The 12638-nt window shown below is 63.2% G+C and carries 12 protein-coding genes; all 12 read right to left on the bottom strand.

Going from position 1 to position 12638, the window contains the following annotated elements; all coding sequences use genetic code 11:
- Positions 1-2: 2 nt before the first annotated feature.
- Positions 3-1064, bottom strand: a complete 1062-nt coding sequence (locus tag IRI77_RS30580) for an NAD(P)-dependent alcohol dehydrogenase (RefSeq protein ID WP_194448748.1) — start codon at positions 1062-1064, stop codon at positions 3-5.
- Between the two features lie 79 nt (positions 1065-1143).
- A complete protein-coding gene (rsmA, locus tag IRI77_RS30575; protein ID WP_194448747.1) occupies positions 1144-1890 on the bottom strand; it encodes a 16S rRNA (adenine(1518)-N(6)/adenine(1519)-N(6))-dimethyltransferase RsmA in 747 nt (248 codons plus the stop codon).
- 9 nt (positions 1891-1899) lie between these two features.
- A complete protein-coding gene (locus tag IRI77_RS30570) occupies positions 1900-2592 on the bottom strand; it encodes an anti-sigma factor family protein (RefSeq protein ID WP_228486402.1) in 693 nt (230 codons plus the stop codon).
- A 15-nt stretch (positions 2593-2607) separates the two neighbouring features.
- Positions 2608-3264 carry an RNA polymerase sigma factor gene (locus IRI77_RS30565; protein ID WP_194448745.1) on the bottom strand — a complete coding sequence of 219 codons (657 nt, stop codon included), beginning with the start codon at positions 3262-3264 and terminating at the stop codon, positions 2608-2610.
- A gap of 1306 nt (positions 3265-4570) precedes the next feature.
- Positions 4571-5278: a hypothetical protein gene (locus IRI77_RS30560; protein WP_194448744.1), complete on the bottom strand. Its 708-nt coding sequence runs from the start codon at positions 5276-5278 to the stop codon at positions 4571-4573.
- A gap of 832 nt (positions 5279-6110) precedes the next feature.
- Positions 6111-6440 carry an immunity protein TriTu family protein gene (locus IRI77_RS30555; RefSeq protein WP_194448743.1) on the bottom strand — a complete coding sequence of 110 codons (330 nt, stop codon included), beginning with the start codon at positions 6438-6440 and terminating at the stop codon, positions 6111-6113.
- Positions 6441-7156: 716 nt separating this feature from the next.
- Positions 7157-7663 (bottom strand): hypothetical protein, encoded by a 507-nt coding sequence (locus IRI77_RS30550; RefSeq protein WP_194448742.1) that lies wholly within the window; start codon positions 7661-7663, stop codon positions 7157-7159.
- Between the two features lie 52 nt (positions 7664-7715).
- Positions 7716-8393 carry a PEP-CTERM sorting domain-containing protein gene (locus tag IRI77_RS30545; RefSeq protein WP_194448741.1) on the bottom strand — a complete coding sequence of 226 codons (678 nt, stop codon included), beginning with the start codon at positions 8391-8393 and terminating at the stop codon, positions 7716-7718.
- Positions 8394-8760: 367 nt separating this feature from the next.
- A complete protein-coding gene (locus IRI77_RS30540; protein ID WP_194448740.1) occupies positions 8761-9597 on the bottom strand; it encodes a 50S ribosomal protein L11 methyltransferase in 837 nt (278 codons plus the stop codon).
- 71 nt (positions 9598-9668) lie between these two features.
- A complete protein-coding gene (locus IRI77_RS30535) occupies positions 9669-11165 on the bottom strand; it encodes a DUF4097 family beta strand repeat-containing protein (protein WP_194448739.1) in 1497 nt (498 codons plus the stop codon).
- A complete protein-coding gene (locus tag IRI77_RS30530) occupies positions 11137-11781 on the bottom strand; it encodes a hypothetical protein (protein WP_194448738.1) in 645 nt (214 codons plus the stop codon). The genes IRI77_RS30535 and IRI77_RS30530 overlap by 29 nt, the downstream gene beginning before the upstream one ends.
- Positions 11774-12376, bottom strand: coding sequence for an RNA polymerase sigma factor (locus tag IRI77_RS30525; protein ID WP_194448737.1), 603 nt, complete (start codon positions 12374-12376; stop codon positions 11774-11776). The genes IRI77_RS30530 and IRI77_RS30525 overlap by 8 nt, the downstream gene beginning before the upstream one ends.
- Positions 12377-12638: the final 262 nt, after the last annotated feature.

Below are 12638 nucleotides of genomic sequence, written 5' to 3'. Positions count from 1 at the left end.
GCTTAGGCTGCGGTCTCCTTCTTTAGGCTAGCCATATCGATGACGAAACGGTACTTCACATCCTGCTTGAGCAGGCGGTCGTAGGCTTCGTTCACCTTCTGGATGGGGATGATCTCGATGTCGGAGGTGATGCCGTGTTCGCCACAGAAGTCGAGCATCTCCTGCGTCTCCGGGATGCTGCCGATGGGCGAACCGGAGAGGCGGCGGCGGCCAAGGATGAGGTTGAAGCTGGCAATGGGGAGCGGCTTTTCGGGCGCTCCGACGAGGGTCAGCGTACCGTCGCGCTTCAGCAACTGGAGGTAGGCGTTGAGGTCGTGGTCGGCCGAGACGCAATCGAGGATGAAGTCGAAGCTGCCGGCGTGAGCGGCCATTTCTTCGGGATTGCGGGAGAGGACCACCTCGTGCGCGCCGAGGCGGAGGGCGTCGTCCTTCTTGTTAGGGGAGGTCGTAAACAGGACGACGTGGGCTCCGAACGCACTGGCGAACTTCACGGCCATGTGGCCGAGGCCGCCGAGGCCGACGACACCGACTTTCTTACCGGGACCCGCCTTCCAGTGGCGTAGCGGCGAGTAGGTGGTGATGCCGGCGCAAAGCAATGGAGCGACTCCGGCCAGATCCAGGTTGGCCGGCACACGCAGGGCGAAGTTCTCGTCGACGACGATGCTCTCGGAGTAGCCGCCGAAGGTCTGGGCGCCCGTGTGCTTGTCTGCGCCGTTATAGGTCCAGGTGGCGCCCTTCTCGCAGAACTGTTCGAGGTGCTCGCGGCATTCCGGGCAGACGCCGCAGGAGTCGACCATGCAGCCGACGGCGGCGAGGTCACCCGCCTTGAACCTGGTGACGCCGGGTCCGGCGCTCTTCACGCGCCCGACGATCTCGTGGCCGGGGACGCAGGGGTAGACGGTGTTGTGCCATTCGTTGCGGGCCTGGTGGAGGTCGGAGTGGCAGACTCCGCAATAGAGAATCTCGATTTCGATATCGGTGGGCGTGGGCTCGCGCCGAGCCACGGAGGTAGGGGCAAGAGGAGAGGTTGAGTGGACTGCCGAATAAGCTCTGACGTCGTGCATGATTTCAAGGTAAAGGGGGAGGCGTGATTTGCCGCATGCAGAACGCGCCAAGCTCTATGCAAAATGCGCCAGTGTGCACCTAGGGGTTCAGGACACCGAAGAGGCGGATGAGTTCGGGGAGGCTGAGTTGTTCGGCGCGGAGGCCGGCTTCGGGGAGGTTGGTGAGCTTCTCGGGGGGGTAGTGGGCCGAGAGATTATTGCGTAAGGTCTTTCGTTTCTGCCGGAAGCAGGCGGAGGCGAAACGCAGGAAGGCCTTGGTGTCGGCGACGGGGAGAGAGGTCCGGGGCGTGAGGCGGACGACGGCGCTATCGACTTTGGGCGGCGGCCGGAAGGAGGCGGGCTTCACGAGGAAGAGGCGTTCCACTGTACAGAAAAGCTGGGTGGCGACGGAGAGGTAGCCGTAGTCGCGATTGCCGGATGGGGCGGCCAGGCGGTCGGCCACTTCTTTCTGGACGAGGAAGACTGCGCGTTCGAGGGCTGGTCCCATGGCGAGGACCTGCTCAATGATGGGGGAGGTGATGTAGTAGGGCAGGTTGCCGCAGACGGTGGCGGGTCCCCACTGGGAGAGGTTCGTGGAGAGGACGTCGCCCTGCACGATTTCGACAGTCGGGTTCTCGGTGTAGCGTTCGCGGAGTTTGGCCGCCAAGGCGGAGTCGAGTTCGACGGCAATGAGACGCTTGGCGCGAGGGTGCAGGAACTCGGTGAGGCCACCGGGACCGGGACCGATCTCAATGCAGAGGCCGACCTGCTGTGGGCAGGCGGCCTCGGCGATCCGGGCGAGGATCGAGTGCTGAAAGAGAAAATGCTGACCTAGAGGGCGGCCCAAGAGTGGAGACTAACCCTTGACGTCGATCTGGCTGCGGCCACTGAACTTCACGCGGACCCAGCCGGAGGTGGGCATGCCGAACGTGGTGGCCGGATTGAATTCCGTGAACAGGAGCGAGTTCTCGAGTTTGCGGCGCAGAGAGGCGGTGTTGGCGGAGCCATAGCCATCAGGGAACGAGTAGTCGATGACGCGGCCCTGTTCGTCGACGAAGACATCGACGGTGATTTCGGCTTCGGACATATCCAGAAGCGTGGCGCGGACGGAGGGCACAGTGGCGATGGCGATGGGCACATCGTTGGGGTGGCTGACGATGATGCCCTGGAAGTTCGTCATGACCATGGAGAACAGGAAGACGGCCGAAGCCAGGCCACCAAAGGCAGGCAGGGCGATGGGCCGCATAAGGTTATTGATCGATAGGGCGGCGTGTTCTCCGAAGTGGCGGAGCCAGGTGCGGAGATCGACATAGCGGCGGCGGCGAGACGCTTCGCGGGAAGCCATGGCGCGCAGGGACAGGGCGACGTGGGACGGCATGGGCCGGGATTTCACCGAGCGCACCGATTGCCGCACCATATCCAGTTCCGCCTGGAGCAGGGAGCAGGCGGCGCAGTGTTTCAGGTGCGCCAGCAGCAATCTCCGCTCAGATTCGACCACACAGCCGTCCTGGAGCGCGGAGAGCATCAACCTTGTTTGTTGGCAGTCCATAACGATCCAGACCTCTTAGTCGGCGGCCGTCTGAGGGGTGAAGTGCAACCCCCTGGACGGTTCCAACTGTTCAACCAGAGCCTTGCGGAGCGACTCGCGACCGCGCAGGATCCGGGACTTCACCGTGCCGAGCGAGACATCAAGGACGTCGGCAATCTCTTCGTAGCTCAGATCCTCCAGGTCCCGTAGCACAACAGCCGACCGGAACACAGGATTCAAGCCTTCCAAGGCTTTTTCGATCGCCGATCTCCACTCCTCATTGAGGGCGAGATCGTAAGGTGAGCGAGCAGCATCGCTCAGGTGATCGAGGTAGCCCAGGCCATCACCTTCGGCTTCGAGACCTACTTCGGCGCGCTTGTGGCGGCCGAACCAACGGCGGCGATTGTGCGCCTCGTTGACGGCAATGCGGTAGATCCAGGTCTTCAGTGAACTTTGGCCGCGGAAGGCAGTGACGTTACGAAAGACTTTCAGGAATACATCCTGAGTGACGTCGCCCGCTTCGCTGGAGTCGTCGATCAAGCGTTGAACCAGATTAAAGACCGGCAACTGGAAGCGTTCCAGAAGAGCCTCGTAGGCCGATTCAGAGCCAGACCGGAGACTCTCGAGAAGACACCCCTCGTCGGGCCACCCCGGCCATTCCGGGGGAGCCACTTCATTACCGAGCTCTGGCATGTTTGGAGCCGGTTCCATGGGTGCCTCCGCAGAGCCATTGTAGCGCCGTTCACATCAGCGCCGTTGTATATAGAGACACCTCGGCGAGGAAAAAAGTTCCTGACAGGTTTAGGGGTACTAGGAGCCTTCGGGGCTGGATGAGACCGGGGAAATGGGTTGCAGATGAGGTTGCAGTGAGGAGGCAGGCTGGCGAGTCTGCCGCAGTGACACGCCATCTTATTGATTCTCCGTGCATTGCTTATTCTGGATGATGAAGTCCTAAATAGCGGCGGGAGATTCCAGGGGCAGGCGCCAGGCGCTGTTTACAGTGGTCACAGTCCAGTATGGGTACTGGGTTTGTTCCGCCGGAGGGGCGGCGGGGGTGGAAAGCCCTGACCGAAAGGCGAGTGGCTTCGTTTGGGCTGAGTCCTTGGTGGCTTGTGGACTGCGGCGCGATGCTTCGGGTGGGCGGGGGCTCTCGACTGCCCACTACTTTACGTTAGCCGGAGAAGCAGGGCCGGCGGCTTCGTTTCGTCGATCGGATGGCTGGGTTGGCGCGGCGGCCCTTCTTGCGAAGGGAGAGGTGGGCCGGTCAGGGGACCGGCTGCGGACGAGGGCGTCCGCCCTCCTGGCGGGGTGGCTCGCCGGTTCGGGTGGGCGGGACTCTCGGCTGGCCGCTGCTTTACGTTAGCCGGAGAAACCGGGCCGGCCGGCTTCGTTTCGTCGATCGGCTGACTGGGTTGGCGCGGCGGCCCTTTCTTCCGAGGAGAGAGGTGCGCCGGTCAGGGGACCGGCTGCGGACGAGGGCGTCCGCCCTCCCGACGGGGTGGCTCGCCGGTTCGGGGTGGGCGAGCGGCTTCGTTTCGTTGGGTTGCCGCAACTCTTCGGGGTGGACGATGGCTTCCGGGTGGGCTTGGGGGCAGGCACGGGGAGACCTTGGGGGAGCCCGTCGCTGCCGCTCCGGGACTAGGGAGGTGGATAGGGGCTGGACGCGGCGCGCGGGGGCACGGAGGGCTGGACGCGGAGGCCGCACGGGAGCCCGTCGCTGTTGCTCCGGGGCTGGGGCTTGGGTCCTGGCACACGGCGGGCACGATGGTGCTCGGTGTGGCTCCCCTGAACGGAAGCTTATAGGTGAGATTGTCAAAGAGCAGGGCCGGAGGGGCTCCGGCTGGTGATGCGATCCTCGGCGGAATCTGTTGACGGCTTCGTTTCGTCGAGGCTCGGCGGATTCGTCAATGCCCGGTGGTTTCGTCAATGCTCGGCGGATTCGTCGATAATCGGCGGATTCGTTTCGTCAACATGGCCCGACCTGGCGCAGGGGTGGTCTTCAGCGCTTCGAAACGTTGTAGAAGTTGGCAGGCAGTCCGTTTGCGCTGGCCGAGTTGGCCTCGTTTCGCGGAACGCGAATGGGCTGGAGGTCGGCCAGCGGGTCCTGGTTGTCGGGATGATTGGTGTCGACGCCGGTGGTGAGGTGTTCGAGCGCCCGGCGGGGCCGGCCATAACCTTCGTAGAAGAAGAGTTCGTCGGTGTTGCTGGTGAGGCGGGTCACTTCGGCCAGGGGGACGTTCTCGCGGACGCCCTTGACGACATCGGGGTGTTGCTGGGCGAGGGCGGCACGTTCGGTTTGGAGTTTGCTGAGCTCCCGGATGGCGCGGTAGAGGCCGCGTTCGAGGTCGCGGCGGTAGCGGGCGTAGCGGTCGAGCTGAGCGCCGTGCGGGTCGGTTTCGGCCAATGGGTCCGTTTCGGCGAGGATCAGGCATTCGAAGGATTCGATGCGGCGCAGGTTCCAGGTGTGGGTGAGGATGCGGTGGAAGATCTCCTCCTCGATGCAATTCGCGGGCCGGGTGTCGAGGCGGAGGGCGGCTTCGAGGGCGGTGAACGAGGCGCGGTCTTCGGGCGTGATGGTGAGGTGCTGGGCGGTGAAGCCGTGGCTGCGGGCGTTTTGGGATGAGCGGGCCTTCCCTTCTATGGTGACGGGTCCAGTGGAATATTTCGCGTTCGCCTGGTTGGCGGTGATCTGAGCAACGGTAGCCATGATGTCAAACTCCTTGTTCCATAAAAAATGCCGGCACAATGGCCGGCGCGATTCCAGGGTAAGGGGGGTGTCAAGGGGAAAGGGGCTGTTTTGGAGAGGCTGGTGTTGCAAAGAAAGATAAAAAAGAGTTTCAGATGCGGTGATGAAGCAATGCTTAATGTGGAAATTGAGAGAGAAGTGGGGTCGAGGTGAGTGGCTTGGCGGGTCTGAGGGCTGCCTCAGGAAGATCCGGACTTGTCAGCGCGGGTCGCGTCCGGGCGCTTCGTGTGAAGATACTCGGACTGGGCGCGCCGCTGAGCACGGCAGGTGCGATGACTAGAAAGTCGGGGACGGGTGCACCCGTCCCAATGGGGTTTTCCCTCTGCTGATTACCGACTTCCGTATCCTGTTTGTGGGATATGGCGCAGAGTTGGAACTTCCGGGTGGGCTGGGGCCACTGTTCCAGGCTCGGCGTCTGGCGGAACAGCGGAACTGGAGAGAGGAACCGGCGACTTTCGGTGAGTTCCCGGGTGCTTCGCTTCAATTGGAGGCTTAGTTTTGGTGATTCGCGGTGGGACGGGTCAGGACGTAGGGCATCCCGAAATTCCGAAGCGCCCGGAGCAGATTGGGAACAGCGCCCCCATCGGCATCGAGTATCAATCCGCGCATAGCAGGCTTATGCCAGAGTGCGTGAGAGACTGTTCCGCTGAGGACTGCATAGTCCAGGTCACGGTCGCTGCACACTTTGAAGCATCTCGAACATGACATCCGATAGCGAGCCCTCTCGGAGATCGGCGGCGTTCGTCGCGGTTCCAGTTGCTGTCGCCATTGACCGGATGAACGCCCGGCGAAGTCAGGGGCCAGCGACCTTGCCGGAATTGGACATGCATTGAAGGAATTTGTCGTAAGTTTCTTCAAGCGCCTCAAACCGCTGGACGCTGGCATGATGCCAAAACAAATCCTCGCCATCTGGCACTCGTACTGCCTCGAAATCGAACTCACCCGTCACCCACCCGTTTATGCGCCCCATGGTCTTGGGAGTTCTGAAGTCGGCGGCCGCTGCTGGAATATCATCGGTCCTCTCGCGGATGTCTACGATTGATACATCTGAACCAGCAAGAGCAAGCTTTTTCGAGCGATACCAGCAGATGATTTCCTGAAGGGTCAGAGGATGTCTCATCATTTCGATTCAACCACCTTTTATGTTCTGGATAGGAGGTATTTCTGGACCTGGTCGACCCACAGCACGAGCCGAATGGCCTTTGATGCTGTTCGGGCCAGGAATTCGAGCCCTGCCGGAGCCAACAGACTTGACACGGCCGACGGGGATCACGCTTGGCCACGATAGATCCGCCAGCCCTGAACCCGGTCCGGCTAGACGACTGAGATGAGTGTCCTCCTAGAATTGATCGTCGGCGCAGTTTCGTTTTCTCGCCCGGACCGCGCCGCGCTGCCGATCCGCCGAGACTTGATTCGCCATGTCTATCGCTGAACTGCAGCCGACTTAGGTGCTTTAGGCAATATGATCCGAAGTGGCCCTGCCTCTTTCCGGGCAAGATTGGTTGCCCGGTGGAGACTTGGCCGCTCTTTTGTCCATGTCGACAGGGCGTTGGAACTGAGTCGCATCCTCGACACCGATACGCGCGAGGATGGTCGTAGGACGGCTGCCTGGCATCCGGTCGCGTTGGTCGAGCTTCTGGTGAACGGCTACCCGGTGGGTGCGCGGAATTCTCGCCGGCTGGAGCGCGCCAGCTATGACGGGGCTGGAGATTGGGAGGCAGATCCTGAAGGAGGAACGGGCGAAGAAGGGATCGGAGCGCGAGCGCTGGGGCCGGGCCGGAGCTGGCGGTGGATTTCGCTCCGGCAGGCTGACAGGCTGGGGGCCTCGCGAAGGCGGGACTACTTGCGGGAACGGCTGAGACGCCCTGAGTGCAACTCAACTTTCAGTTGGACTCCAGCCGCCTCCAAAACCACAGCGGCTCCGTCAGGCGTCATTGCGGGCGGAGCCGACATCCAGATGCCCACTCGCGCCGACTTGATCAGGGCTGGAAGAGTGACTCCGGCCGCCTTTGCGATCCCGGAAGTCGAATAGCGAGCTGTCTCGCTGCCGTCCCGCGCGAGGACAGCAACGGCCAGAGGGCCAGGTGTCCGCAGACCTTCATCCAGGAGCAGCACGAGACCTTCGTCGGAGACAACCGCCTGAGCGGGTCCATAGCGGTGGGGCAGTGGTTTCGTCCAGACACTCCGCCGGGCACCTGGCCGGGCTGAGAACAGCTCGGCTTGCGCCTGGGGTGGTCTCCAGCCGCGCGGCCCGCGCAGTTCGAGAACATACGCGCCGGCCGGCGACGAGAAGCTGCGGAAGTCCGGCGGGAGCGCCTTCACATCCTGTTGTGATGAGGTATCCATAGCAAAAGAGCAACTGGACACCGGCACTCCCGCGAGAAGGAAGCTCCGCCTGCTACACACGGGCCATCTTCCGGCGGCGCGCCAGCGCCAAGCCGCCAAGCCCAAAGAGAATCAGGGCAGAAGTGGCTGGTTCCGGCACCGCGCTGACCTTGGGATCGGCGAGAGCCGTCTTGATCTGGGCGGCCGTTAGTTTGTCCAGTCCCGCGCCATCCGGCGTGATGTCGCCAATCACGCTCGGCGTGACGCGATCGGAACCGCTGCGCATCAGGAAGTCCACGTCCACACCGGGATCATCGTGCATGAGGCCAAGCAGGTGTCCAACCTCGTGGGCGATAGTGTCCAGCCGGTTCACGCCGAAGATCACTTCATCGATGACGATCTTGTTACCGCCGATCGTATTTACCTCGCCGAACGCATCGAAATGGTTCGCCACAAACCACATGCTAATCACGAGAGGGTTTGCCGCAGCACCCGGCGCGGTGGTAAACAAAGAGTCCACCTCCCCCTGATTGTCGAGGCTGAGGAAGGTAGACGAATTCGTGGTCGTGAAGGGCAGATAGCTGAAGGTGAGCCCGGCTTGAGCCCAGATCTTGTTGGTTTCAGCCAGGAAGGTTTGTTCCGTGTCGTTCGCGCAATTCAGTCCGCCATCGTCGCAGATTTTGATCGGCTGAATCGTCAGAACTGCCGCATTGGCGGTGGCCACGAAGGCGCCGACCAGGATGCAAGCCATAATCAGGGCACGCGAAAGCAGCCGATGAGCCTGACCGTAAGGTCTTATTTGTGAAGTCATTTCCCCTCCGAAAAAGTGAAGTGCGGGTGGGTGAAGGCGCTACAACTACCGCGGAAGCTACCCTAACACCCCGGCAAGATCAGAAGATAGTGTACCACGCGGGGAGTTATGAGCGATGGCTGTTCCGGTTTCGATCCAATGAATTAGTGGTGCCCCATGCAAACGAAATCCGAGGCGAATTCGGGGATCGAGCCGCTCCGTCATGCTTCTCGATTTTCACCAACTGATCGGCCCTCCGGCGGAGAGCTACAGGAGACACGGGGTCCGTACGAGGGAGGCAGAAGCGCGGCCGTGGAGTTGGACTCCGCTACCAGGACGCCTGCCCGAGGAGGACTATCCAGCCGTCGCGGGTCTGCGAAGCGGTGCAATTGACGCCCACATGGCGGTAGGCCTGGCGGACCTCGGCTTCCAGCGTGGTGGAGATGCCGGACAGGATGAGGCGGCCGCGGTGACCCAGGCGGCGCACCAGCATCGGAGCCATCTCAATGAGGGGCGCGGTGAGGACGTTTGCCACTACCAGGGGCCAGGCGCCTTCGACCGCTTCGGGCCCGCCCAGGATCAAGCGGAGCCGGCGGCCCAGGTGATTCAGGCGGGCGTTGGCGGCGGCCGCTTCGAGGGCGGCCGGTTCGATATCGATGCCTGTGGCCTTGTCCACTCCCAGCAGCAGGGCGGCCAGTGCCAGGATCCCGGAGCCTGTGCCGACATCGAGAACGGACGAGGGGTGGTCCTCGGCGATGATCTCCGCCAGGACCTCCAGGCAGAGAGCCGTTGTGGGGTGATGGCCGGTACCGAAAGCCTCGGAGTCCGCCAGGCGGAGGGACCCTTCCGGAGCATCGACGCCCGGCGGGACCACCAGGATTCCACCCGCGCGGAGGGGTGCGGTGCGCAGGAGCCAGACCGAGTCGTTGTCGCGGCCCTGGGCGGGCGAGACGGTGATGGACGCGGATCGCAAGGCGAGAGCGACGGCCTCGGGCTGGACGGAGTCGGGGAGGATGGCGGCGAGGCCGCCGGCAAGCTGCTCGATATCCAGGGCCCCCAACTCGATGAGGAGGTCGAGCGCGTCATCCGGCGGATCAGCGATATCGATGCGGTAGGGCACCTTGCAGGGTAGCGCACTGGCGGAGCGGACGCCAGAACTCCGCAACCGGCACTTTATCCCAGGCGGAGGCTCGAGCGGGGTTGGCCGCGAGCGAGCCTCCCGGTGCCGGTCTGGACTTACCGGCCTTTCAGGAATTCGATGCCGCCGTTGCGGTTGGTGACCTGCAAGCTGCAGCCGCCCTGGCCTAGTTTCCCGCGGACCGACGACTGGTTCAGCTCACCCTGCATGGTGAGTGGGAAGTCGGAGCGGATGCCACCGAAGCTGGTGCTCGCCACGACATCGTAATTGGCCGTTTCTGGCAGGGTGAGGCGCACCTGGGCGAAGGAGGTCTGGATGTCGGCGGGCTGGCAGCCGCGGCCGGAGAGTTGGGCGGAGACTGCTCCGTTCTGGGACTGGACGGAGACGGGCCCCCTGGCGCCTTTCAGGTTGACGGAGCCGAAGGAGTTCTTGACCGAGATCTTCCCGCCTGCGTTGTCCACCGTGACCGAACCGTTGTTGTCGGTGACGGTGACCTCTCCATTCACCGACTGCAGATCGACCGGGCCGAATGAGGTTTGGACCGCGGCGGAACCGCCAATGGACGAGGCGTTGACGGCGCCATTGCCGGAACTGACTTTGAGGAAACCCTTCACCTGGCGGACCACCACGGGGGCGAAGGTCGTGGTGAGGTCAGCCGAGGCGGCATCTTCCACGACGATCTCCCCGTTCTGGTTGACGACGTAGGCGTGCCGGCCCACATGGGTGAGCGTGATCTTTCCAAAGGAGGTGCGCAGATTGGCGGCGCCCGCAATGGAACTGGCATCGATGGCGGAGTTGGTGGAGTTGACCGTGAGGTCGCCCTTCACCTGACGGGCGGTGACCTGGGCGAACGAGTTGGAGAGATTGGCCGGACCGCTATCGTCGAGAATGACTTCGCCGTTCTTATTGACCACCGTGGTGCCCTTGCCGATGCGGGTGAGGCGCACGGCTCCGAAGCCATTCGTCACATTGACTAGGCCGGCGGCGTCGGTGACGGTGACCGCGCCGTTTGTGTTGCGGATGGTGACATCCCCCTTGTGGCGGCCGACGTCGACGGCTCCAAAACGGTTTTCGATGGTGGCCACGCCGCCGCTGTCGTCGAGGCGCACGGCGCCGTTGGCTCCGGAGATCTGGACGCCGGCGTTTAGCCCGGAGGCCGCAATGGAACCGAACGCGTTGGCGACGTCCAGGGAAGCCGACTGCGGAATTTCGATCTCGTAGCTCACCGAGTAAGAGATATTGTTGCGGCGCATGCGGCGGAAGAGGCCACCCCGCACGGAGTCGTCGGGATAGATGGTGGCGACACGGGCGCCGTCGGCCGTGGATTCAGCCTCAACGCGGATCTCGTTCATGAGGGCTTCGGCTTGCGTGCGATCCTCGGCGGCGACGCGGATGGTGGCGCGAACCGAGACGTCTCCGCGGGAGGTTCCCCGGACGTTCACCGGGCCGAATTTGTTCTCGACGCGAAGCCGCTGTCCGGCCCTGAGCACCAGGGTCTTGTTGATATCGCGCGTAGCTTCCTGCTGGGCGCCGAAGACCAGGGCGCAGGCGGCGAGAGCGGCGGCACTAAAGGCTGTTTTGTTTCGGACCGGCATAGTTCAATACCTCTTTGAGCGTGCGCTGCTTCTCGTGAAGCAGGGCGGCGAGCTGATTCTGGACCTGGGCATTCAGACGGTTTCCGGCGGCGGCGGCGCGGGTCTCGGCGATCGCCTGATCGAGGAGCTGGAGTTTGTCGCGATAAGCGGCCATCACCTGCAGGTTGTCGTTGTTGAGGGCGGGCTGGGCCAACTGGCTGAGCTTGTCGATGGATTGGACATAGGCCGAGCGGGAGGCTTCAACGTCCTGGAGTGCCTGGGCCGTGATGAAGTCTTTGCTGAGCCCGGGTTGGGCTGCACCTCGCCGGACGTACCACAGCACCGGGAGCGCGACCAGCAGCAGGGCGGCGATGGCGGCCCAGACGCGGGGCGACGGGAAGAAGCGGAGTTTCGACCGGACAGATTCCTGCCTGAGTTCCGATTCGACGCGAGGCCAGAGATGGGGGGCGTCCCACTCGCGGTGGCGCCCCGCGGCCCATTGGGCGACCTGGTCCCAGGCTTCGAGTTCGCGGCGGCAGGCGTCGCATTGCCCGGCGTGGCGGCGCGCCAGGACGAGATCCTCGGGCGAGGCGTTGTCGAGAGCGGATTGGAATTGAGCGCAATCGATGTCATGCATGGGGTGATAGATCCTCCCGCCGGGAGAGAAGCGCCTGGCGGAGTTGGCGGCGAGCCTCGCAGAGGCGGCTGCGCGACGTGCCCGCATCGATGTCGAGAATCGAGGCGATTTCGGGATGAGAAAAGCCCTCGCTCTCGGCGAGGAGAAAGACCTCGCGCAGGATGGGGCTGAGACAGCTTAGCGCCTGTTCGAGGACCAGGGCGAGCGTCGGATCGACGCCGTGAGACGAGTGCACGTCCAACTCGTCGGAAGAGTGCTCGAAGCGGCGGCTATGGCGGCTGGCCATGTCGCGGCACGTGTTGATGAGAATGCGGCAGAGCCAGGTGGCGAGTGTGCAATTTCCGTGAAAGGTCCCGATGTGACGGTAGGCTTTCAGGAAGGTTTCCTGGACGGCGTCCTCGGCATCCTGCCGGCGGCGCAGGAGGTTCCAGGCGACCGATTTCAGGCGCGGGCTGTGAAGGTGGAAGAGCTCCTCGAAGGCGGGGACTTCGCGCAGGCGGCAGCGCTGAGCCAGCGGGGCGTCCTCAGGAAGGCCGGGTTGGGTTGGTCCTGTCAATCGATTGGCTGCCGTTACCGGCATGGCTAAAGTGACCATGCTCATTTCGTTCCGCCCTACAGACGATTGAGCAGGGCGAAGCGTTCGACCGGTTGCTTTACTTTCTATTAGCGCATGGCGGGCCGGGTGGGCTGGGGGATGCGGGATCCTGCTGAAAACACTTAGACTGACACGCTTTTCCGAGCTGCCGCTGCCGGCACGCAGCCCGGGCAGGCAGGTGCAGCGGCCTGGAAACGAGTCGGGAGGAGTTGAGGCGTTTCGACTGACCGGGAGTGGTCATTTGACCATGCGCGGACAGGGC

Source organism: Paludibaculum fermentans (genome assembly GCF_015277775.1).
Classification (GTDB): domain Bacteria; phylum Acidobacteriota; class Terriglobia; order Bryobacterales; family Bryobacteraceae; genus Paludibaculum; species Paludibaculum fermentans.
The sequence above is the reverse complement of the archived record's forward strand: the minus strand, read 5'-3'. Positions and strand labels throughout refer to the sequence as shown.

What these genes read in the sequence shown, in the direction of transcription:
- IRI77_RS30555 (WP_194448743.1), bottom strand. Translation starts at nt 6,440, where the DNA reads ATGATGAGACATCCTCTGACCCTTCAGGAAATCATCTGCTGGTATCGC.
- IRI77_RS30570 (WP_228486402.1), bottom strand. Translation starts at nt 2,592, where the DNA reads ATGGACTGCCAACAAACAAGGTTGATGCTCTCCGCGCTCCAGGACGGC.
- IRI77_RS30580 (WP_194448748.1), bottom strand. Translation starts at nt 1,064, where the DNA reads ATGCACGACGTCAGAGCTTATTCGGCAGTCCACTCAACCTCTCCTCTT.
- IRI77_RS30550 (WP_194448742.1), bottom strand. Translation starts at nt 7,663, where the DNA reads ATGGATACCTCATCACAACAGGATGTGAAGGCGCTCCCGCCGGACTTC.
- IRI77_RS30565 (WP_194448745.1), bottom strand. Translation starts at nt 3,264, where the DNA reads ATGCCAGAGCTCGGTAATGAAGTGGCTCCCCCGGAATGGCCGGGGTGG.
- IRI77_RS30530 (WP_194448738.1), bottom strand. Translation starts at nt 11,781, where the DNA reads ATGCATGACATCGATTGCGCTCAATTCCAATCCGCTCTCGACAACGCC.
- IRI77_RS30525 (WP_194448737.1), bottom strand. Translation starts at nt 12,376, where the DNA reads ATGGTCACTTTAGCCATGCCGGTAACGGCAGCCAATCGATTGACAGGA.
- IRI77_RS30560 (WP_194448744.1), bottom strand. Translation starts at nt 5,278, where the DNA reads ATGGCTACCGTTGCTCAGATCACCGCCAACCAGGCGAACGCGAAATAT.
- IRI77_RS30535 (WP_194448739.1), bottom strand. Translation starts at nt 11,165, where the DNA reads ATGCCGGTCCGAAACAAAACAGCCTTTAGTGCCGCCGCTCTCGCCGCC.
- IRI77_RS30545 (WP_194448741.1), bottom strand. Translation starts at nt 8,393, where the DNA reads ATGGCTTGCATCCTGGTCGGCGCCTTCGTGGCCACCGCCAATGCGGCA.